23 protein-coding genes are annotated in these 18,946 nt (G+C 66.0%); 5 read left to right on the top strand and 18 right to left on the bottom strand.

Annotated elements, in window-relative coordinates; all coding sequences use genetic code 11:
- Positions 1-53 precede the first annotated feature (53 nt).
- Genes GGQ90_RS19865 through htpX form a run of 4 tightly spaced genes read right to left on the bottom strand, consistent with a single transcriptional unit; the run spans position 54 to position 3,200 of the window.
- On the bottom strand, positions 54-539 hold the full coding sequence (locus tag GGQ90_RS19865; RefSeq protein ID WP_188083630.1) for a diguanylate cyclase: 486 nt from the start codon (positions 537-539) through the stop codon (positions 54-56).
- A 51-nt stretch (positions 540-590) separates the two neighbouring features.
- A complete protein-coding gene (locus GGQ90_RS19860) occupies positions 591-1,901 on the bottom strand; it encodes an RsmB/NOP family class I SAM-dependent RNA methyltransferase (RefSeq protein ID WP_188083629.1) in 1,311 nt (436 codons plus the stop codon).
- Between the two features lie 37 nt (positions 1,902-1,938).
- A complete protein-coding gene (locus GGQ90_RS19855) occupies positions 1,939-2,256 on the bottom strand; it encodes a hypothetical protein (RefSeq protein ID WP_188083628.1) in 318 nt (105 codons plus the stop codon).
- Entirely contained in the window at positions 2,256-3,200 is a 945-nt protein-coding gene (htpX, locus tag GGQ90_RS19850) for a zinc metalloprotease HtpX (protein WP_223178363.1), read from the bottom strand. The genes GGQ90_RS19855 and htpX overlap by 1 nt, the downstream gene beginning before the upstream one ends.
- 108 nt (positions 3,201-3,308) lie before the next feature.
- Between htpX and GGQ90_RS19845 the strand changes: the two genes are divergently transcribed.
- From GGQ90_RS19845 to GGQ90_RS19835, 3 genes are all read left to right on the top strand, one after another.
- The gene (locus GGQ90_RS19845; RefSeq protein ID WP_188083626.1) at positions 3,309-3,482 is read left to right on the top strand and encodes a DUF1674 domain-containing protein; all 174 of its coding nucleotides are present in this window, start codon (positions 3,309-3,311) and stop codon (positions 3,480-3,482) included.
- A gap of 158 nt (positions 3,483-3,640) precedes the next feature.
- Positions 3,641-4,117: a hypothetical protein gene (locus GGQ90_RS19840; RefSeq protein WP_188083625.1), complete on the top strand. Its 477-nt coding sequence runs from the start codon at positions 3,641-3,643 to the stop codon at positions 4,115-4,117.
- 89 nt (positions 4,118-4,206) lie between these two features.
- Positions 4,207-5,085: a UTP--glucose-1-phosphate uridylyltransferase gene (locus GGQ90_RS19835; protein ID WP_188083624.1), complete on the top strand. Its 879-nt coding sequence runs from the start codon at positions 4,207-4,209 to the stop codon at positions 5,083-5,085.
- Between the two features lie 47 nt (positions 5,086-5,132).
- Here GGQ90_RS19835 and GGQ90_RS29730 read toward each other — a convergent pair whose 3' ends face one another.
- From GGQ90_RS29730 to GGQ90_RS19805, 7 genes are all read right to left on the bottom strand, one after another.
- Positions 5,133-5,264, bottom strand: coding sequence for a hypothetical protein (locus tag GGQ90_RS29730; RefSeq protein ID WP_281391451.1), 132 nt, complete (start codon positions 5,262-5,264; stop codon positions 5,133-5,135).
- Positions 5,265-5,426: 162 nt separating this feature from the next.
- Positions 5,427-6,380, bottom strand: a complete 954-nt coding sequence (locus GGQ90_RS19830; protein ID WP_188083623.1) for an NAD-dependent epimerase/dehydratase family protein — start codon at positions 6,378-6,380, stop codon at positions 5,427-5,429.
- A 28-nt stretch (positions 6,381-6,408) separates the two neighbouring features.
- Complete coding sequence (gene ssb / locus GGQ90_RS19825) at positions 6,409-7,035, bottom strand: single-stranded DNA-binding protein (RefSeq protein WP_188083622.1); 627 nt, start codon at positions 7,033-7,035, stop codon at positions 6,409-6,411.
- An 89-nt stretch (positions 7,036-7,124) separates the two neighbouring features.
- Positions 7,125-8,981, bottom strand: a complete 1,857-nt coding sequence (feoB, locus tag GGQ90_RS19820) for a ferrous iron transporter B (protein ID WP_188083621.1) — start codon at positions 8,979-8,981, stop codon at positions 7,125-7,127.
- A complete protein-coding gene (locus tag GGQ90_RS19815) occupies positions 8,978-9,235 on the bottom strand; it encodes a FeoA family protein (RefSeq protein ID WP_188083620.1) in 258 nt (85 codons plus the stop codon). The genes feoB and GGQ90_RS19815 overlap by 4 nt, the downstream gene beginning before the upstream one ends.
- A 75-nt stretch (positions 9,236-9,310) precedes the next feature.
- Entirely contained in the window at positions 9,311-9,976 is a 666-nt protein-coding gene (locus GGQ90_RS19810) for a COQ9 family protein (RefSeq protein ID WP_188083619.1), read from the bottom strand.
- Positions 9,977-9,985: 9 nt separating this feature from the next.
- Positions 9,986-10,867, bottom strand: coding sequence for a DMT family transporter (locus GGQ90_RS19805; protein ID WP_188083618.1), 882 nt, complete (start codon positions 10,865-10,867; stop codon positions 9,986-9,988).
- 68 nt (positions 10,868-10,935) lie between these two features.
- Between GGQ90_RS19805 and GGQ90_RS19800 the strand changes: the two genes are divergently transcribed.
- Positions 10,936-12,027 carry an alkene reductase gene (locus GGQ90_RS19800; protein ID WP_188083617.1) on the top strand — a complete coding sequence of 364 codons (1,092 nt, stop codon included), beginning with the start codon at positions 10,936-10,938 and terminating at the stop codon, positions 12,025-12,027.
- Between the two features lie 75 nt (positions 12,028-12,102).
- Here the strand turns inward: GGQ90_RS19800 and ribH are convergent, their stop codons facing one another.
- The 6 genes from ribH to GGQ90_RS19770 all read right to left on the bottom strand — a co-directional run bounded on the left by ribH (position 12,103) and on the right by GGQ90_RS19770 (position 16,760).
- Entirely contained in the window at positions 12,103-12,525 is a 423-nt protein-coding gene (gene ribH, locus GGQ90_RS19795; protein ID WP_004208857.1) for a 6,7-dimethyl-8-ribityllumazine synthase, read from the bottom strand.
- Positions 12,526-12,536: 11 nt separating this feature from the next.
- Positions 12,537-13,817, bottom strand: a complete 1,281-nt coding sequence (gene ribB / locus GGQ90_RS19790; protein ID WP_188083616.1) for a 3,4-dihydroxy-2-butanone-4-phosphate synthase — start codon at positions 13,815-13,817, stop codon at positions 12,537-12,539.
- Positions 13,818-13,889: 72 nt separating this feature from the next.
- Complete coding sequence (locus tag GGQ90_RS19785; RefSeq protein WP_188083615.1) at positions 13,890-14,498, bottom strand: riboflavin synthase; 609 nt, start codon at positions 14,496-14,498, stop codon at positions 13,890-13,892.
- Between the two features lie 36 nt (positions 14,499-14,534).
- Positions 14,535-15,488, bottom strand: coding sequence for a bifunctional diaminohydroxyphosphoribosylaminopyrimidine deaminase/5-amino-6-(5-phosphoribosylamino)uracil reductase RibD (gene ribD / locus GGQ90_RS19780; protein ID WP_188083667.1), 954 nt, complete (start codon positions 15,486-15,488; stop codon positions 14,535-14,537).
- 35 nt (positions 15,489-15,523) lie between these two features.
- The gene (locus GGQ90_RS19775) at positions 15,524-16,018 is read right to left on the bottom strand and encodes a hypothetical protein (RefSeq protein WP_188083614.1); all 495 of its coding nucleotides are present in this window, start codon (positions 16,016-16,018) and stop codon (positions 15,524-15,526) included.
- Positions 16,019-16,070: 52 nt separating this feature from the next.
- Positions 16,071-16,760 carry an energy transducer TonB gene (locus GGQ90_RS19770; RefSeq protein ID WP_188083613.1) on the bottom strand — a complete coding sequence of 230 codons (690 nt, stop codon included), beginning with the start codon at positions 16,758-16,760 and terminating at the stop codon, positions 16,071-16,073.
- Positions 16,761-16,945: 185 nt separating this feature from the next.
- On the opposite strand from GGQ90_RS19770, the gene GGQ90_RS19765 reads away from it, so the two are divergent.
- Positions 16,946-17,548, top strand: a complete 603-nt coding sequence (locus GGQ90_RS19765; protein WP_188083612.1) for a hypothetical protein — start codon at positions 16,946-16,948, stop codon at positions 17,546-17,548.
- A 90-nt stretch (positions 17,549-17,638) separates the two neighbouring features.
- Here the strand turns inward: GGQ90_RS19765 and GGQ90_RS19760 are convergent, their stop codons facing one another.
- Positions 17,639-18,904, bottom strand: a complete 1,266-nt coding sequence (locus tag GGQ90_RS19760; protein ID WP_188083611.1) for a DUF445 domain-containing protein — start codon at positions 18,902-18,904, stop codon at positions 17,639-17,641.
- Positions 18,905-18,946 lie beyond the last annotated feature (42 nt).

The following is an 18,946-nucleotide window of genomic DNA, read 5'->3' as shown; positions in this document are numbered from 1 at the left end:
CTCCCTCGGGGCGAGGGCAACGCATGATTTGCGCGGCGCGGCGATGAGTCGCGTCAGGGGATGAAGAAGGTCGTCGGTTCCAGCCGGACGGGCGCGCCAACGTCCCTTGGCAGCCATTGCTTGACCCCGCGCAGCGCCACCGTCTCCCCATCCAGCAGCACCGGCGCGGCGATCAGCCGCATCGCGCAATCGCTGCCATCCGGGCGGTGGATATCGACATCCAGGGTGAAACCGCGCTGGTGGCGGATGGCATAGGCGCGCAGCCGCTCCATCGCTTCGCGACTATCGTTGGCATAGAGCGATACCGACAGCAGCCGGGGCACGATGCTGCCGGGCTCCAGTCCGAATATGTCATAGACGCCGTGGGTCCAACTGATGCTGCTATCGGCCAGGTTGCAATGCCACAGGCCCAGCCCCCGGTCTGCCAGTGCTGCTTCATTGCCCGCAATCTCCTGGTCCAGCACCACCGGCGCGAGATGTTCGCGCAGGTCGTAGAGCGGCCAGCTATGGTGCAGGGGCAGGGGTTCGGTCGGACGCAAGGCAGGCCTTTCCAGCGAAGGGCAAAACCTTAAGCCCCTCATGGTTAAGCCTTAGTTCCCGATGCGCACGATCCTTGCAACGAAAAAGCCGTCGGCGCCGCCCTGATCGGCCAGCGTGTCGGGCAGGGTGCGCAGCCAGCCGTCGGCGGTCGGCGCCATGCCGTCGGGCAGTTCGCCTGCCGTCACCGGCTGGGCCGCAAAATCGGGCCGTGCTTCCAGGAAGCGCGCCAGCTGCTCCTCGCCCTCGGCGCGTTCCAGCGAGCAGGTGGCATAGACCAGCGTCCCGCCCGGCTTCACCCAATCGGCGACGCGGGCGAGCAGTTCGCCCTGCAACTCGGCCAGTTCCGCAATCTGGCGCGGTCCGATGCGATGCAGCACGTCGGGGTGGCGGCGATAGATGCCGGTCGCGGTGCAGGGCGCGTCGAGCAGCAGTGCGTCGACCGGCGCGTCTGGCGCCCATTGGCGCAGATCCGCCGGCACGACATCGGCCGGCAGGCCGGTGCGCGCCAGATTCTCGCTCAGCCGCTCCAGCCTTTTCTTGGACTGGTCGACCGCGGTGACGGCCCAGCCGGCGGCGGCCAACTGCATCGTCTTGCCGCCCGGCGCGGCGCACAGGTCCAGCACGGTTCGCCCTTCGCCCGCGCCCAGCAGCCGGGCCGGGCAGGACGCGGCGAGATCCTGCACCCACCAGGCGCCCTCGGCGAAACCGGGCAGGTCGGGCACGACCGAACCTTCGGGCAGGCGGACATGGCCGGGCGCAAAGCTGCTGCCGCCCAGCGCCTCGACCCATTTGCCCGTCTCGGCCGGATCGCGCAGGCTGACATCGACCGGCGGACGCACGGCATAGGCATGGGCGGCGGCCAATGGCATCGCCTCGCCCCATTGCCCGGTCCAGCGCTCGGCGACTTCGGCGGGCAGGGTGGGCGGCACCGGCAGGCTCGGCTCGGCACGGGTCACGGTGCCGAACACGCCATGGACCAGCTTGCGCGGGCCGCCATCGACCAGCGGCAGCGCGGTGGCGATCGCCGCATGGGGCGCCGTGCCCAGCGCCAGCACCTGGATGAGCGCGATGCGCAGCACCATCCGCGCCTTGGCGTCGTCGGGCAGGGGCTGCTTGGTCGCGCCGTCGATCAGCGCGTCGAGATCGGGCAGGTGGCGTAGCGTCTCGGCCACGATGGCATGGACCAGCGCGCGGTCGGCCCGGTCGGCCAGTCCCTGGGTCGCACCATGCAGCGCGATTTCCAGCGGATCGCCCCGACGCAAGACGGCGTCCAGCAGCTTCAGTGCAGCACGGCGCGCGGGCAGGCCGGGGACATCATCGGCGCGCGGGGCACCGGAACGGGCGTTAGGACGACGGGACATCAGCGGCCCCTACGCGCTTTTGGCCCTGGGGTCATCTTCAAACGAAGCAGATGACCGTGTAGATCGCTGCCGCAACCAGGGCGATGCTGGTCGCGACGCCGACCCACAGCGCCAACCAGTCCGACCGGCGCGGGCGCGGCACCATCCCCTTCGGCACGACCCGCAAGGATGAGGGGATGCGTTTGCGGCCCAGCGTGGCGATCGCGATCATCCGCCGGCCGATGGCGTGGAACAGGCGCGGCGTATGGCGGGAGAATATATATTCGACGGCAATGTCGACGACCAGGCCGGCCGCCTCGCGCGCTACAAAGCCGGCGGCGCGGAAGGCGATCTCGCCAATCTCGTCGACCGGCATCAGCGCCCGTGCGGATCGAGCGCGCTGCGGCGCCGTTTCGGCGCTGTCGCCGGCGACGCCACCGGAGACAGGGCCGATGCCCGCGTCGAAGTCTGCGACGGCACGCTCATGGGCGGCGGGCCGCCATTCTGCCCCATATCCTGCGCAATTTCCTCCAGCGCGGCGATGCGCTTCTCGGTCGCGGGATGGGTGGAGAACAACTCGCTCACATGCACTGGCACGATATAGAGTTGCGCGGCGGCCGGATTCCGCTCGGCCACCGGATTGGGGATCAACTCGGCCCGGCCGGAAATCTTGGCGAGGGCGGAGGCGAGTGCGCGCGGATTGCCGCTGATCTCCGCCCCGGCCTGGTCGGCGCCATATTCGCGCGTGCGGCTGATCGCCATCTGCACGATCATCGCGGCAAAAGGGGCGACGATCACCGCCAGCAAGGTCGCGATCATGTTACCATGGCCATTCTCGTTATTGCCGCCGCGGAAGAAGAGGCCGAAATTGGCCAGCATCGAAATGGCGCCGGCGATGGTCGCCACCATCGTCATGATGAGGGTATCGCGATTCTTCACATGGCCCAGTTCATGCGCCATCACGCCGGCCACTTCGTCGCGGGTCAGCATATTGAGCAGGCCGGTGGTCGCCGCCACGGCGGCATTTTCAGGGTTGCGGCCAGTGGCAAAGGCGTTGGGCGCGTCCTGGTCGATCACATAGACACGCGGCATCGGCAGGCCGGCGCGCTGGCTCAGCGCCTGCACCAGGCTGTAAAATTCAGGTGCGCTCTGGGCATCGACCTCGCGCGCATTGTGCATGCGGAGCACGATCTTGTCGGCATTCCAGAAGGTGAACAGGTTCATCCCCGCCGCCACCAGCAGGGCGATCACCGCGCCGCCGCTGCCGCCCAGCGTATAGCCCAGCGCCATGAACAGCGCCGTCAGCGCCGACAACAGCATCACCGTGCGAAAACCACTCACTTGCACATCGCTCCTTTGCGGCCCAGATAGCGGGCCTGACACTGAATATGGGGTTGCCGCGCGCGCTCCGCAATCGAAAGGCCCACCATGGGACATTTCAACGGCAAGCGCCCGGCGCATGTGAAGGCGCCCGAGCATCTCTCCAAGAGCCCGCCCGTGCCCCAGCCCGATCCGGTCGACCAGCCGCCGGCGCTGGACGAGGAACTGAGCCCCGTTCGCTATGGCGACTGGGAGCGCAAGGGCATCGCCATAGATTTCTGATTTGGCGACTTCTGATCGGCCACCGCTGAACGCAACTTGTTCGGCTTACCGACGTTTCAGCACATATTCCGCTGGCCCGTGCCCGGGCAGCGGGCGAGCGCGACTCCTCGCTCTGGCCTTTCCGGGCGGGTCTGCGCAGATTCATGGGCATGAGGAGTATGCGGGGCGTGAGCGCGGAATTGGCGCAGGACGACAAGGTGAAGCCGGCGACGGCCTATGCGCCGGAAGATGCGGCATTATTATGCGGTATCGGGCGACTGGTCTGTACCTGGACGATGCTGGAACAGAGTCTGGAGGCGCGGCTGGCCGAATTGCGTGAGACCATGGGCGACGTCCGCACCGTGGGAGCCCGCACGCGCCCGGCCATGACGAAGCTGATGACCGAATTGCGCACCACTGTCGCCATGCGTGACCGTCGCAACGCGGCGGCGCTGACCGAAATTGCGGAGGTCGAGCGCGACCTCCAGCGAATTGACCGTTTCCGTGCATTGATCATCGGCGGTTTTCAGCAGCCAGCGCACGACGGCTTTCTCTGCCGCGATCTACGTAATAATGCTCAGCATGTCAGTCTGGAACATTTGGACGAAGAAATCGCCGCGCTTGAACAAGTGGCGCAGCGCCTGCTGAATATCTGACAGATAAAAGACAAGTAGTCGCACCACTTGACCTTTTCCTCCCGGTTCGCGATCCCCAGCGGACCGGTATTCATCGAGAACGGAGTCCCATGTCGAACAAGCCGATTCGCAAAGCCGTCTTTCCTGTTGCCGGTCTTGGCACGCGCTTTCTGCCCGCGACCAAGTCGGTGCCCAAGGAGTTGCTGCCGGTGGTCGATCGTCCGCTGATCCAATATGCGGTGGATGAAGCGCGCGAGGCGGGGATCGAGCAGATGATCTTCGTCACCGGACGCGGCAAGGGCGCGATCGAGGACTATTTCGATATCGCCTTCGAATGTGAGATCACCCAGCGCGAGCGCGGCAAGGATCTTTCGGCGCTCGAAGGCACCCGGCTGGCTCCGGGCAATGCGGTATTTCTGCGCCAGCAGGAGCCGCTGGGCCTTGGCCACGCCATCTGGTGCGCCCGCGACATCGTCGGCGACGAGCCCTTCGCCATCATCCTGCCCGACGAGTTCATGAAGGGCGCGCCAGGCAATGGCTGCATGAAGCAGATGGTCGAGGCCTATGAAAAGGTCGGCGGCAACCTCGTCTGCGCCCTCGAAATCCCGATGGACCAGACGCCCAGCTATGGCGTGATCGATCCGGGTGCCCGAGATGGCGCCCTGACCGAAGTGAAGGGCCTGGTGGAAAAGCCCAAGCTCGGCACCGCGCCTTCCAACCTCATCCTGCCCGGGCGCTATATCCTGCAGCCCGATGTCATGAAGATCCTGGAAACCCAGGAAAAGGGCGCGGGTGGCGAGATCCAGCTGACCGACGCGATGGCCGCGCTGATCGGCAAGCAGCCCTTCCACGGGGTCACCTTCGACGGCCGCCGCTTCGACTGCGGTTCCAAGGCCGGTTATGTCGAGGCGAACCTTGCTCTCGCGCTGGAGCGTGAGGATATCGGCGCCCATATTCGCGACTTCGCCAGGGCCGAACTCGCCAACTGATCGATTGACCCGATGGGGTGGCTGTGCAGGCTACCCCATTCGGCCCGTCAGGCCAGGCTGGCCGCTTGCGCCAGCAGCAGCGCGACCCCCGACAGCGCAATCGCACCGCCCATGGCGAGTTGCAGCGGGTTGACCATTTGCCGGACCGGGACGGCAATTGCGGTTTCAATTTTGCTCATGCGAACTGTTATCATGCGTCATTGATTCAAAGTCACACGCATCCTTTCGCTCACACTGATGTAGCGGATCGATCATAATTCGTGATTTAAAGTAACGAATGATGGGAATGGGCGCGCTCAAATCAGTAACGCAACACCATGCTCAAACTGTCAGCTTCGTTGTCAATTTTGCACGGTTGGCGACACATAATCGGCATCATGGATGAACGGCATCGCTGCATCGTTCGCCAGCGCCGTTAGGATCGCGGCAAAGTCCGTCTCGCAGCGAAACCCCATCTGGCGCTCGGCCAACCCCGCATCATAGACCCGGCCGATCGAAGTCGGCAGTTGCCAGCCGCGCCGGGTATAAAGCTCGACTGCCTCCGGGAAATGGCGCGTGATCACCGCTGCCGCATCGCGCTTCAGTTCCTCGGTCTCCTCCCGGACGAAGGGCGTCGGCGCGGATACCAGATAGGTTTCGCAGCGCGCCGGCGGCGTCCGTTCCAGCGCGACCAGATGCGCCCGCGCCGCATCCTCCACCGTCAGCCGCCGATGGAGAAATTCATTCGCCTTCAGATTCTGCCCCGACAGGCTGGCGTCGCTGTCGTCATCCTCCGGGAAGAAGCGGGCGGTGCGCAATATGGTGCAGCCGATGCCGTGCTCCAGTTGCTGCACCCGGCACAGCCCCTCCGCCGCCAGCTTGGTCACGCCATAGATGTTGCGCGGTTCCAGCGGGCCGCTCTGCTCGTCCAGCCACACCGCCGCGTCGCCGGCCTCGTCGCGCACCGCCTGGCTGATCATCAGCGATGTGGTGGATGTCATGACGAAGCGGTCATGCCCCGCCGCGACCGCCGCCGACAGCAGGTTGCGCGTGCCGGTGACATTGACGTCGATGAAGGCCTGGGCGGGATAGCGGACGATGTCCGGCTTGTGCAGCGCGCCGCCATGGATCACCGCCTCGATGCCGCGTTCGGCAAAGATCCGGTCGATCAGCGCCCGGTCGGCGACCGATCCGATGATGTCGGTGTCCTGGCCCGGCGCGACGTCCAGGCCGGTCATAGCATGTCCCGCCGCGCGCAGCATCGGCGCCAGGAAACGGCCCAGCCAGCCCGACGATCCGGTCAGCAGGACATGCATGTCAGGTCAATCTCTGGGAAAGGACCGATCAGAACGGTACTTCGTCGTCCAGATCATTGTCGAAGTTCGGGCCGCCCTGACCGCCACCCGAGGAGCGTCCGCCGCCAAAGCCGCCACCCTGGTTGCCGCCGCCCGAGGAGCGCCCGCCACCAAAGCCGCCGCCGCTGTTGCCGCCGCCGAAATCGTCATAGTCGCCGCCGCCAAAGCCGCTGCTGCCTGCGCCCCAGTCGCTCACGCCCTGGTTGCCGCCACCCGACGAGCGACCGCCGCCAAAGCCGCCGCCCTGGCCGCCACCGCCGCCCGGTGCGCCGTCCAGCATGGTCAGCACCGCGCCAGGGCCGGACAGGGCAACCTCGGTGGTGTAACGGTCATTGCCATTATTGTCCTGCCACTTGCGGGTGCGCAGCTGGCCTTCGATGTAGATCTTCGATCCCTTGCGCAGGAAGCGCTCGGCGACGCCCACCAGACCTTCGGAATTGATGACGACGCTATGCCATTCGGTGCGCTCCTTGCGCTCCCCCGACATGCGGTCCTTCCAGCTTTCCGAGGTCGCGATCCGCAGGTTGCAGATCTTGCCGCCATTCTGGAAGCTCTTCACTTCCGGGTCGGCCCCCAGATTCCCGATGAGAATGACCTTGTTGACCGAGCCTGCCATGATTCCTCCGAAAGCACTAAAGGCGCCGTTATAGAAGCCTCGCCTTGGCGGTAAAGAACAAAGCTAGGCCAAATGTCCGCGACTTGGGCTCAGCCGAGTCCCATCGCCACCGCCGCCCAATATGTCACGCCCGCCGCGGCATAGGCCAGCACGAACAGATAGAAGATCATGAACAAAGGCCATTTCCAGCCATTGGTCTCGCGCCGGGTGACGGCGATGGTGGAGATGCACTGCGGCGCGAACACGAACCAGGCCAGGAAGGCGAGGGCGGTGGCCAGGCTCCAGCGGCCCGCCAGCCGGTCGCCCAGTCCCTGTTCCAGGGCCTCGGCATCATCCTCGGCATCGATCGCATAGACGGTGGCGATGGCGGACACCGCCACTTCGCGCGCCGCCATGCTCGGCAACAGGGCGAGCGAAATGTCGCGGTTGAAGCCGATCGGCTCGACCAGCACATTGATGCCGCCCGCGATCCGCCCGGCGATCGAATATTCGCTCTGGCGCACGCCTTCGGGCGCATGGGGGAAGCTGGCCAGCACCCACAGCACGATATTGGTGGCCAGGATGATGGTGCCGGCGCGCTTCAGGAAGATGACGCCGCGCTGCCACAGGCCGATCAATATGTCCTGCGGCCGGGGCCACTGATATTTCGGCATCTCCATCAGGAATCCGCCGCTGCGTCCCTTGGCCACGGTCAGCCGCAGCGCCCAGGCGGCCAGCATGGCGCCGACGATGCCGGCGACATAGAGCAGGAACAGCACCAGCCCCTGCAGGCCGATGCCCGGCCCCACGCTGCGCGCCGGAATGAAGGCGGCGATGATCAGGCCATAGACCGGCAGCCGCGCCGAACAGGTCATCAGCGGCGCGATCAGGATCGTGGTCAACCGGTCCTTGGGATCGCTGATCGTGCGCGTCGCCATGATGCCCGGCACGGCGCAGGCGAAGGAGGAAAGGAGCGGGATAAACGCCCGGCCCGACAGGCCGACCTTCGCCATGATGCCATCCATCAGGAAGGCGGCGCGGGCCATATAGCCGGTCGCTTCCAGCATCAGGATGAAGAAGAAGAGGATCAGGATCTGCGGCAGGAACACGATCACCGCGCCGACGCCGCCGACCACGCCTTGCAGCAGGAAATCGTGGAGGATGCCCGGCGGCAGGGTGTTGGTCACGGCCTCGCCCAGTGCCGTGACCCAGCCTTCCAGAATGTCGGCGGGCACTGACGCCCAGGAGAAGACCGCCTGGAACATCACGAACAACAGCCCCAGCAGAAGGGCGAGGCCCAATACCGGATGCAACGCGACCCTGTCGACCGCCGCCGTCAGCCGCCGCGACGGGGTTTCGCGCACGATCGCGGCGCGGGCGATCCGGCGCGCCTCGCGGCGCACGGCGTCGAAATCGGGTTCGCCGGCCGAGGCGCGCAACATGCCCGTCTGGGCGCCGAGCAGCGTTTCCAGTTCGGTCTTGAGATGATCCAGGCCACGCTTGCGCACCGCCACGGTGGACACCACCGGCACGCCCAGTTCCTGCGCCAGTACATTGGCGTCCAGTTCCAGCCCATCGCGGGTGGCGAGGTCGACCATGTTGAGCGCGACCACGGTGGGCAGGCCCAGCGCGATCAGTTCCAGCGCAAAGCGCAGATGATTGTCGAGGTTCGAGGCGTCGACCACGATCACCAGCGCGTCGGGCAGCTTCTCGCCCGCCTGCTTGCCCAGCACGAAGTCGCGCGTCACCTGTTCGTCGGGGCTGGCCGGGGACAGGCTGTAGGTGCCGGGCAGATCGACCAGCTCGACCGGCCGGCCGTCGGCCAGCGACAGGCGGCCCGCCTTGCGCTCCACCGTGACGCCCGGATAATTGCCCAGCTTCTGTCGCGCGCCGGTCAGCGCATTGAACAGCGCGCTCTTGCCCGCATTGGGATTGCCGACCAGCGCGACGAGGGGGAGGCCGCTCATACCTGCGCCTCCTGCGGGCCGGTGCTGACCTCCACGGCGGCGGCATGGTTGCGGCGCATCGCCACCGTCATCCGCCCGATCTTGACCGCCAGCGGTCCGCGACCCAGCAGCCCGCCATGATGCAGTGCCTCGACACTGGCGCCTTCGCACAGGCCGAACTCGCGCAGGCGCTGTCCTTCCACGGACGACAGCGACTCCCAATCGATGGTTTCAACAAAAGCGGGTTGGCGCAGGGGCAGATCGGTCAGGCGCAAGGAGGATGGACTCTTAACCAGAAATCAGATTTGCGACTGACTATCAATTACGTCTGGTGAAGGCCAGCCCGAACTTCACACCGCCGGGTAGCGCAGCCGGCCGATGAAGCGCGACAGGCTGAGATGCTCGCCATCGCCCACGCCCTTGAAACGGGCTTTCATCTTCTCGAAGCGCATGATCCCCTCGATCCGCCGGGCCAGGAAGGCGCGGCTGTCGGCATGATCCTCGCTCTCGTCATTGACGAAGGTCAGCAGCGTCGCGGCATAGATGCTGCCTAGCGTCGCGCGCTTGCTATAATGGTTGAGGTCGGTGGCGGTATCGCCCGCCGCGCGCCACATGATATCGGCGGCGTGCCAGCCCAGCTTGGCGGCGCGCACGGCATTGGTCGGCATCGCCAGGATCGCCTGTGCCCGGCGCAGCGCTTCGCGGTCGGGTGCCAGCAGCGCCAGGCGGGTCTCGATCAGCGCGCTGATCTTCTTGCGGATCGACATGGCGGCCAGCCTTTCGGGCGGCAACGCCTCCAGCATCCGCGTGTCGATGCTGGCGAACCAGGCCTCGATCATGCCCATGGCGCCACCGTCGAAGGCCAGCGCGGCAACATCGGCATCGATGCCCTTTTCCGCCGCCGCCATCGCCACCGCTTCGGGGCGCCAGCCGTCAAAGGCGGCGTGGCGCGGCAGGATCGGCGCCAGCAGTGCGCGGATTTCGTCCAGGGTCAGGTCTTGGGTCTGGTCGGTCATGGCGACAATCTAGGCCCGCCGGGGCAGGCGCACAAGCACCAGTGCGACCGCAACGGCCACGCCGCCGACAATGTCGGTCGTGCTCAATGTCTCGCCGAACAGCAGCCAACCGGCGAGCGCTGCGATGGCGGGTTGTAGCAACAGGCTGAGGCCCAGCACCAGCGGCGAGAAACAGCCCAGCGCATAGGTCAGCAGCCCCTGTCCGACGATCTGGCTGGACAAGGCGAGGATGACCAGTGGCGTCCAGTCCTGCGGCATCACCGCCTCGCCCATCGCACTGGCGGCAAGCAGCAGCGGCAGCGCGCCGACCGCGCTGACGATCGCCAGCACCGACCAGCTGTCCAGCCGCTTGCGCGCATCCTGGATCAGCAGAAGATAGGTGGTGTAGAGCAGCCCGGCGAGCAGGCAGAAAAGATCGCCCTTCAGGTTGGCAGGCGACAGTTCATAGCTGCTGCCCATCAAGATGCTCGCGCCGATCGCGGCCAGAACCAGCGCCCCGATTTGCAGCTTCGACACATGATCGCGCAGCACGATGAGGCCCCAGAGCGGCAGCATCAATGCGCTCATATTGCCGAACAGCGTCGCATTGGCGACCTTGGTATGGCCGATACCCAGATGCCAGGCGGCCAGATCGGCGGCAAAGCAGACCCCGGCCAGAATCACAATCGTCCATTGGCCGCGCGACAATCGGCTCTTGCGCAGCTTCGGCAGTGCCAGGATGAACAGGAAGGGCATGGCGATCGTCAGCCGCCAGAACGCCGCCGCCACCGGCCCGACATCGGCCAGCCGAACCAGCACCGGCCCTAGCGCCAAAATAATATTGGCCAGGATCAGTGCGGGAAAAGCGAGTTTGGGCGTTGCGATATGCGCCATGGGGGTTGAAGCGGCCATGGCGGCTCCCTAGCTGGCTTTCTGCATCACGTCCCGTTGCAAATTGCAACGTTCATGAGGGAGGTTTCATGACCACTATCTTCGATCCGATAAAACTCGGCGCCGACACTGCCGCCAACCGCGCCATCATGGCGCCGCTCACCCGTGGCCGCGCCACTCGCGGTCATGTCCCGACCCCGATCATGGTCGATTATTATGCGCAGCGCGCCTCGGCCGGCCTCATCATCAGCGAGGCGACCGGCATTTCGCATCAGGGGCTGGGCTGGCCCTATGCGCCGGGCCTCTGGTCCGACGAACAGGTCGAAGCCTGGAAGCCGGTCACCCAGGCTGTGCATGACAAGGGCGGGCTGATCGTCGCCCAGCTCTGGCATATGGGCCGCGCCGTTCATTCGGCCGTCACCGGCGAGCAGCCGGTTTCGTCCAGTGCCACCGCGACACCGGGTGACGCCCATACCTATGAGGGCAAGAAGCCCTATGAGGTTGCTCGTCCGCTCGCGATCGACGAAATCCCCGGCATCATCGCCGACTATGTGACGGCGGCCAACAACGCGATCGCCGCTGGTTTCGACGGGGTTCAGATCCACGCCGCGAACGGCTATCTGATCGACCAGTTCCTGCGCGACAACAGCAATTTCCGCGATGACATCTATGGCGGCAGCATCGAAAATCGTGTCCGCCTGCTGCGCGAAGTGACGCAGGCGGTGGTCGATGCGATCGGCGCGGATCGCGTGTCCGTGCGCCTGTCGCCCAATGGCGATAGCCAGGGCGTCAATGACAGCAACCCCGAGCCGCTGTTTGCTGCCGCCGCCGATGTGCTGAACCAGATCGGCATCGCCTTCCTCGAACTGCGCGAGCCCGGACCGGACGGCACCTTCGGCGCCACCGACGTGCCGCGCCTGTCGCCGCTGATCCGTAAGCATTTCAAGGGACCGCTGATCCTCAACAGCGACTATGGGCTGGGCCGCGCCCAGGCCGATCTCGCCTCTGGGCTGGCCGACGCGATCAGCTTCGGTCGTCCCTTCCTCGCCAATCCCGATCTGGTCGATCGCCTGCGCGACGGTGCGCCGCTGACCCAGGCACAGATGGCGACCTTCTACAGCCAGGGCGCGGAAGGCTATATCGACTATCCGACCCTGGCCGAGGAAAAGGCAGCCGCCTGATCCTTCGTCACCAATGAAGAAGGGCGCGTTCCTCGCGGAGCGCGCCCTTCCTTGTGTCTGCCAAAAGGCCGCGGATCAGATCGCGAAACGCTCGCGCAGGCCCAGCATGGCGATCGCCGCCTTGGCCGCCTCGCCGCCCTTGTCCTTCTGATCGGGGCGGGCGCGGACCAGGGCCTGCTCCTCATTCTCGACGGTCAGGATGCCGTTGCCGATCGCGATCGCGTCCATGCTGAGGGCCATCAGGCCGCGCGCGCTTTCGTTCGACACCACTTCGAAATGATAGGTTTCGCCGCGGATAACCACGCCGATCGCGACGAAACCGTCAAAGCGGCCGGTCTCGGCGGCCAGCGCGATCGCACCGGGGATTTCCAGCGCGCCCGGCACGGTCACGACCTCATATTTGTGGCCGGCCTCGTCCAGCGCGGCCTTCGCGCCTTCGATCAGCAGGTCGTTGAGATGGTCGTAGAAGCGGGCTTCGACGATGAGAAACTTGGCCATGCGAATATCCTTCAGAGCTCGATCGGACGCTGCCCAACCACGGCCAGGTCATAGCCGTCAAGGGCGATCAGGCTGTGCTGGGTGTTGCTGAGCAGGATCATGTCATGCACGCCCAGTTCCGCCAGGATTTGCGCACCCACGCCATAGTCGCGCAGTTCGTCCATGCCGCCGGGCTGCTTGCCGGCATGGGCCTGGATCATGCGGGTCAGCATGTCAGGTTCGCCGTCACGCAGCAGCACGACCACGCCAGCGCCTTCCTTGGCGATGATTTCCATCGACCGAGCGAGCACGTCGCCACGTGGCCCCTCGCCGCCGAAAATGTCGCTCAGCGGGGCCAGCTGGTGCATGCGGACCAGAGTCGGCTGGTCGGGGTCGACCTTGCCCTTCTGCAGTACCAGCTGTTCCGACTGGGTTGCCTTGTTGAAGAAGGTGATCGCCTTCCAGTCACCGCCCCACTTGCTTTCGAAGGCCGTTTCGGCGCGACGCTCGACGACATGGTCGTGGCGGCGGCGATAGGCGATCAGGTCGCGGATCGTGCCGATCTTCATCTTGTGCTTGGCGGCGAAGGGGATGAGGTCGTCGAGGCGCGCCATCGTACCGTCATCCTTCATCACCTCGCAGATGACGCCCGATGGGTTGAGGCCGGCCAGGCGCGCAACGTCGACCGCCGCTTCGGTATGGCCGGTGCGCACCAGCACGCCGCCATCCTTGGCGATCAGCGGGAAGATATGGCCGGGCGTGACGATGTCCTGCTTGCCCTTGCTCGAATCGATCGCGACCGAAACGGTGCGCGCGCGGTCGGCGGCGCTGATGCCGGTGGTGACGCCTTCGCGCGCCTCGATCGACACGGTGAAGGCGGTTTCATGGCGGGTGCCGTTGTTGCGGCTCATCAGGTCCAGGCCCAGTTCCTCCACCCGGCTCTTGGTCAGCGCCAGGCAGATGAGGCCGCGACCATGGGTGGCCATGAAGTTGATCGCGTCCGGTGTCGCCATCTGGGCAGGGATGACCAGATCGCCTTCATTTTCGCGATCCTCGTCATCGACCAGGATGAACATGCGGCCGTTGCGGGCCTCGTTGATGATTTCTTCGGGGCTGGCGAGCGCGGTGCCGCCCTCGCGCTTGAGCAGATAGGCTTCCAGCTTGCCGAGTGTCTCGGCGGTCGGATTCCAGTCGCCTTCGCCCAGCTTGCGCAAGCTGTTGGCGTGCAGGCCGGCGGCGCGCGCCAGACCCGATCGGGACATGCCGCCATCGGTGACGAGGGCGCGGACGGAATCGATAAGCGAGGACGACATAGTTACTCCTTCCCGGATCGGGATGAGAGCTATATCACACTGCAATGTGATTTCTTCAAGGGTGGAATCACATCATTTGCTGCGAAGGCTCTGCATCCGGTCGAGATAGCGGGCCAGCACATCGATCTCCAGATTGAACGTCCGGCCATCGGGCAGGCTGTCCAGCGTCGTTGCGATCGCAGTGTGCGGGATGATGTTGAGACCGAAATGCACGCTGCCGTCGGGCTGATCCTCGACGCTGTTCACCGTCAGCGAGATGCCGTCCAATGTGATCGACCCCTTTGCGGCCAGCGCTGCGGCCAGTTCCGCCGGCGCGCTTATGACCAGGCGGATCGAATCGCCCTCGCGGCTGGCGGACACCAGATGGCCGATGCCGTCGACATGGCCGGTGACGATATGGCCGCCCAGTTCGTCGCCGACCTTCAGTGCGCGTTCCAGGTTGAGCTTGCCGCCCTGTGCCCACAGGCCCGGCGCGGTGCGGGCGACGGTCTCGGCCGACAGGTCGACCGCGAACCAGCCCGGTCCTTTTTCGACCACCGTCAGGCAGGCCCCCGAACAGGCGATCGATGCGCCGATCGCGACCGTCTCCATGTCATAGCCGCTCTCGATGATCAGGCGCAGGTCGCCGCGCTGCTCATGGGTGCGAATGGTGCCGATGTCGGTGATGATGCCGGTGAACATGGTGCCCAGATCCTTGGGAAAGAAATTTGCGCTGATCTAGGCGCTGCGCGTCCGCGCGTAAACCTCCAGCCGGTCCGGACCCAGCCGGCGCTCCTCGGTCTGGCGCCAGCGGCCATGGGCATCGGCCAGGTCGACAAGACCGATGTCGCCGATCCCGGCCATGCCCGAGCCGATCAGGATCGGCGCGCGATAGAGCAGCAACCGGTCGATCAGATCGGCGCGCAGGAAGGCGGCGGCGGCCTCGGCTCCGCCCTCGACCATCAGATGATCGACCCGGTCGAGCGTCGCGATATCCTCCGGATCGGCAATCGCGCTCCAGCCTTCGGGCGCCGGGCTGCGGCTCAGCAGCAGCCGGCGGGGCGATCGATCCTCTAGCCCTGGCAGGCGCACGTCCAGGCTTGGGGCGTCGGCGCGCAGCGTGCCGCCGCCGACCAATATGGCGTCATGCCGCGCTCGCTCCAGATGGGCATGGGCGCGGGCATCGGGGCCGGTGATCCAGCGGCTCGACCCGTCGGCGAGCGCAATCCGCCCGTCGAGCGAGAGGCCGAGCTTCAACGTGACCGCCGGGCGTCCCAGCGTCTGGCGTAGCACGAAACCGCGCATCGCCTCGGCCGCCTCGGCCGCCATCAGCCCCATCTCGACCGTCACGCCGCGCTCACGCAGCCAGGTTGCGCCCTGGCCATCGGTGCGTGGATCGGGATCGCGCAGCGCGATCACGACTCGGGCGACGCCGGCGCGCGCCATCAGGTCGGCGCAGCGGGGGCCGCGTGGGCTGAGGTGGAAACAGGGCTCCAGCGTGACATAGGCGGTGGCCCCCTCCGCACGGTCAAGCGCCTCGTCCAGCGCCTGTGCCTCGGCATGGGGGCGGCCTCCCTTCTGGGTCCAGCCGCGCCCGACGACATGACCGTCGCGCACGATCAGGCAGCCGACATTGGGGTTGGGGGTGGACAGGCCCCGGCCACGTTCCGACAGGGCAATCGCCGCCGCCATGTAGCGACGGTCGGCGGCGATGTCGTTCATCATGGTCAGGGTTGCGCGGTCGCCGGCTTGGCCTTGCCTTCGGCTTTGGCCAACCGCTCATCCAGCAAGCCATTGATCTGGCGGACGGCTTCCTTGCGGCGTGCGGTGTTGCGAGCCTCTTCGTCGCGCCATTCGATGCCGAATGCGTCGGCAAAGCCCTGCATCTTCTTCTGCTGCTTGACGAGGGCCGCCTCGCGCTTGGCGAAGTCGATCTTCTGCTGCAGGATCACCGCCGCATCGGATCGGTTCGCGTCCCAGCTCTGGACATAGATGATCTTGTTGCGGGTCGGCATCGTGTTGGTGTTCGCATCGACGATGAAGGCCCAGACGATCACATAGGTGAAGGCCGCGGACACGCCGAGCAGCGGCCATTTATGCTTCCGCTGCTGCCGGAAATAGCTCCAGAAGTCGCCAAAGGCGCTCTTGGGAGAAACGGGACGGGGAAATATCGCCATGCCGCGCTTATAGGGCAGGGCGGGCGCGGATGCAAAATGATCCATCGAACATCCCTCCATGAAAGGGACGGGCGGGGCTTGCCAGCCCGTTCTTTGCTCAGCGATCGGTCAGGGTGAAACGGACGGTCAGCGTCTTGATGCTGCTCACCGCCACGCCGTCGCGTGTCGCCGGGCGGAAGCGCCATTTGCGTAGCGCATGCTTCTGGGTGGCGAGCCAGAAGCTCTCGTCAGTGGCCGATACCTTGACGATGTCGGTGACGCGGCCTTCCGGGCTGATGGTAACGCGCACGGTGACGTTGCCTTCCAGCCCTTGGCGGATCATCGTGCCGGGGTAATCGGGCTGAAAAGTGCCCAGCGCATTGGGCGCTATGCTGGCTTCGACCTGTACCGGGATATGTAGCGGAGGCAGGGGCGGATCGATGACCGTCCCGGTTCCGGAGCCGTCAAAGGGTGAGGATGGACCGGTTTCCACCGTCGGGCCGGCCGGCACGGGCATCGGCACGATCGGATCGGTGGTCGTCGGCTTTTGCGGTAGCGGGTTGGTCTGCACCGTCTGGTTGTTCGGTTCCGGTGGCGCCGGTTCGGGCGGCGGAGGGAGCGGGACGGGATAGCCAGTGATCGGCGGTGCCGGACGCACCCAGTCGATGACCTCCTTGGGCATCAGCAGGAAGGCGCCCACCACCACCGCATGGACGGCGATCGCGCCGCCTATCCCGACCGGTGACTTGCGCCGTGCGGCATAGCCCGACCGGGTCGCATCATGTGCCGGTTGCATCGTCATATACATGGACTGCACCCTCCTCTTGTGGCGCCGTCCCTGCGGCGCTCATGCAATGATACAACATCAATTTATGATATGTTGCAACATCAATTTTCAGACCGGGTCCGCTTGAAACATTCGCGTCGCCTTGGGACATATCGGGGCAAAGCGGCGATGCGAGGAACTGGGGTAACGCCAATCCAGGAGCCCCGATGCGCCTTCCCACGATGCTGCTATTGTCGACCTTGTTGCTGCCGGTGCCGCTGTTCGCCCAGCAACCGGCTGACCTGTCTGCGCGGATGGAAGGGTCGCAAGGCGACAAGGGCCGGCCCGATGGCCTCTGGGCCGCCGATGCCGACGGCGACGGTCGGATCACGCGGGACGAGATGCAGGCTTGGCTCGACCGCCGCTTTTCGGCGATGGATTCGGACGGCGATGGCGCGATCTCGGTCGAAGCGATGCAGCAGATGCTGGGCCATCAGCGCGGTCCGCGCGAGGAAGGGCAGGGGGAACGCGGGCATGGCCGTGACGGTCCTGGAGGCCCCGGCGGTGCCGGTGGCTCTTCGCCCGGCGGACCACCGCCCGGGCCGCCTCCTGGCAGCCAGCGCAGCGAGACCGCCCCACCACCGCCGCCAGGCCGGGCCATGCCCTATCCCGAGGATGGCAATGAGGATGGCGTGATCGACCGCGCCGAGTTTTCCGCGCCATCGCTCGCCATGTTCCATGATCTCGACCGCAATGGCGACGGCGTGCTGAGCGCCGACGAACTGCCGCCATCGCCGCCGCCGGGTGGAGAGGGCGGCCCCGAAGACTGATTTTCAGCTAGGAACCGGAAGCCGTCTCCTCTGTGCGACCGGTTCCGGTCGGGGCGCGTCGTTTTTGGCCCGATGCGCCCCGACCATTTCTCAGAAGAATGTGTCGATCGCGTGGATCGCCAGCCCCACCAGTCCGCCCACCAGGGTGCCGTTGATGCGGATATATTGCAGATCGCGGCCGACCGCATTCTCCAGCCGGCTGGTGACCGTGCCGGCATCCCATCCGCGCACGGTCTCGCTCACCAGCTTGACGATCGAATCGCCATAGGTTGCCGTTGCCCCGACCGCGCCGCGCCGCACGAAGCGATTGATCACCAGCTTCAGCCGCGCATCCTCCTGCAGGGTGCCGCCCAGTTGCTGCAACGCCTCGCCCAGTCGCCCCGCCATCGCCTTGCCCGGATCGCGCACCGCGCGCAGCAGGCCGGTGCGGGCCTGTTCCCACATCCCCTCGATCCAGCGCTGCATCGCCGGATTGTCGAGTATCTCGTCGCGAATCTTCGCGGCCTTCGCCTGCATCTCGATGTCGAACTGCAGATCGAAGGCGAGCTTGGCCATGCCTTCCTCGGCCTTGAGGCGCAGGCTGTGGCCGGGATCGGCAGCCATGTCCGCCAACAGCTTGCGCAGGCCACCCAGAATCGCGTTAGCCAGATTTTCGTCCAGTCCGGTCCAGCGCAGCACCGTGCCTGCGCGTTCATGCACCATCTGGCGGATCAGATGGTCGTTCGCCTCCAGTGCTTTGTCTGCCCATTGGATGATGCCGTCCATCACCGGTGCGTGACGGCCATCGCGCATCGCCGCCTCGATCGCCTGGCCGACCAACGGGCCGATATTGATAGCGCGTAGTCGCTGGCCGATTGCGCCCTTCACCATCCCGCCCAGCCGCTCCTGGTCGAGTGCCTCCAGCATGTCGGCGAGCAGCCGCGATGCGCCCATGCGCAATCGCCCGTCACCCGCCGACGGGCTGGCGAGGAAACGGCCGGCCGCGCCGGCCACGTCCATGCCGCGCATCCGCCGCGCGACCACGGCCGGGGTCAGGAAATTGTCGCGCAGGAAGATCGCCAGCGTGTCGCCGATCCGGTCCTTGTTGCGCGGAATAATCGCGGTGTGGGGAATCGGCAGGCCCAGCGGATGGCGGAACAGGGCGGTAACCGCGAACCAGTCGGCCAGGCCGCCGACCATCGCCGCCTCGGCAAAGGCCTGGACGAAGCCGATCGCGGGGTGGAGATGGACGGTGGCACGCGCCGCGATGAAAATCGCTGCCATCGCCAGCAACATCCCCGTCGCCACCAGCCGCATGCGCCGCGCGGGATGGGCAGCGGCGTCGAGGGGCGAACGGGGCATGCGCAGCAGCTTCATGACGGTGAAACGGTTACGCGCCCGTTTCGTTCAGGCAAGCCC

The sequence above is a fragment of the Sphingobium scionense genome (assembly GCF_014197035.1).
Taxonomy (GTDB): domain Bacteria; phylum Pseudomonadota; class Alphaproteobacteria; order Sphingomonadales; family Sphingomonadaceae; genus Sphingobium; species Sphingobium scionense.
This window is presented reverse-complemented; position numbering and strand designations above follow the sequence as displayed.

What these genes read in the sequence shown, in the direction of transcription:
- GGQ90_RS19830 (WP_188083623.1), bottom strand. Translation starts at nt 6,380, where the DNA reads ATGCATGTCCTGCTGACCGGATCGTCGGGCTGGCTGGGCCGTTTCCTG.
- feoB (WP_188083621.1), bottom strand. Translation starts at nt 8,981, where the DNA reads ATGAGCGGCCTCCCCCTCGTCGCGCTGGTCGGCAATCCCAATGCGGGC.
- ribD (WP_188083667.1), bottom strand. Translation starts at nt 15,488, where the DNA reads ATGGCGGCGGCGATTGCCCTGTCGGAACGTGGCCGGGGCCTGTCCACC.
- GGQ90_RS19835 (WP_188083624.1), top strand. Translation starts at nt 4,207, where the DNA reads ATGTCGAACAAGCCGATTCGCAAAGCCGTCTTTCCTGTTGCCGGTCTT.
- GGQ90_RS19770 (WP_188083613.1), bottom strand. Translation starts at nt 16,760, where the DNA reads ATGTATATGACGATGCAACCGGCACATGATGCGACCCGGTCGGGCTAT.
- GGQ90_RS19840 (WP_188083625.1), top strand. Translation starts at nt 3,641, where the DNA reads ATGCGGGGCGTGAGCGCGGAATTGGCGCAGGACGACAAGGTGAAGCCG.
- GGQ90_RS19845 (WP_188083626.1), top strand. Translation starts at nt 3,309, where the DNA reads ATGGGACATTTCAACGGCAAGCGCCCGGCGCATGTGAAGGCGCCCGAG.
- GGQ90_RS19860 (WP_188083629.1), bottom strand. Translation starts at nt 1,901, where the DNA reads ATGTCCCGTCGTCCTAACGCCCGTTCCGGTGCCCCGCGCGCCGATGAT.
- GGQ90_RS19810 (WP_188083619.1), bottom strand. Translation starts at nt 9,976, where the DNA reads ATGACCGACCAGACCCAAGACCTGACCCTGGACGAAATCCGCGCACTG.
- htpX (WP_223178363.1), bottom strand. Translation starts at nt 3,200, where the DNA reads ATGCTGTTGTCGGCGCTGACGGCGCTGTTCATGGCGCTGGGCTATACG.
- GGQ90_RS19765 (WP_188083612.1), top strand. Translation starts at nt 16,946, where the DNA reads ATGCGCCTTCCCACGATGCTGCTATTGTCGACCTTGTTGCTGCCGGTG.
- GGQ90_RS19785 (WP_188083615.1), bottom strand. Translation starts at nt 14,498, where the DNA reads ATGTTCACCGGCATCATCACCGACATCGGCACCATTCGCACCCATGAG.
- GGQ90_RS19775 (WP_188083614.1), bottom strand. Translation starts at nt 16,018, where the DNA reads ATGGATCATTTTGCATCCGCGCCCGCCCTGCCCTATAAGCGCGGCATG.
- GGQ90_RS19760 (WP_188083611.1), bottom strand. Translation starts at nt 18,904, where the DNA reads ATGAAGCTGCTGCGCATGCCCCGTTCGCCCCTCGACGCCGCTGCCCAT.
- ribH (WP_004208857.1), bottom strand. Translation starts at nt 12,525, where the DNA reads ATGGCCAAGTTTCTCATCGTCGAAGCCCGCTTCTACGACCATCTCAAC.
- ribB (WP_188083616.1), bottom strand. Translation starts at nt 13,817, where the DNA reads ATGTCGTCCTCGCTTATCGATTCCGTCCGCGCCCTCGTCACCGATGGC.
- GGQ90_RS19800 (WP_188083617.1), top strand. Translation starts at nt 10,936, where the DNA reads ATGACCACTATCTTCGATCCGATAAAACTCGGCGCCGACACTGCCGCC.
- ssb (WP_188083622.1), bottom strand. Translation starts at nt 7,035, where the DNA reads ATGGCAGGCTCGGTCAACAAGGTCATTCTCATCGGGAATCTGGGGGCC.
- GGQ90_RS19855 (WP_188083628.1), bottom strand. Translation starts at nt 2,256, where the DNA reads ATGCCGGTCGACGAGATTGGCGAGATCGCCTTCCGCGCCGCCGGCTTT.
- GGQ90_RS19805 (WP_188083618.1), bottom strand. Translation starts at nt 10,867, where the DNA reads ATGGCCGCTTCAACCCCCATGGCGCATATCGCAACGCCCAAACTCGCT.
- GGQ90_RS29730 (WP_281391451.1), bottom strand. Translation starts at nt 5,264, where the DNA reads ATGAGCAAAATTGAAACCGCAATTGCCGTCCCGGTCCGGCAAATGGTC.